At 63.3% G+C, this 229-nt stretch carries 1 pseudogene; it reads right to left on the reverse strand.

Annotation, left to right across the window (positions count from 1 at the left end):
- Positions 1–229: pseudogene (locus AC0IYH_RS34345) on the reverse strand (bifunctional tetrahydrofolate synthase/dihydrofolate synthase); the annotation flags it as partial.

Below are 229 nucleotides of genomic sequence, written 5' to 3' on the forward strand. Positions count from 1 at the left end.
CGGCGTCGACCAGATTGACCGCATCGAGGCGCCCACCCAGACCGACTTCCAGCACAGCGACGTCCAGACCGGCACGCTCGAACAACCAGAAGGCTGCCAGCGTGCCCATCTCGAAATAGGTCAGTGAGGTTTCGCCCCGTGCGGCCTCGACGGCGCTGAAAGCTTCACAGAGACCTTCATCGCTGGCGTCCAGACCGTCGATCTGCACCCGCTCGTTGTAACGCAGCAG

Source organism: Pseudomonas sp. AC463 (assembly GCF_979253585.1).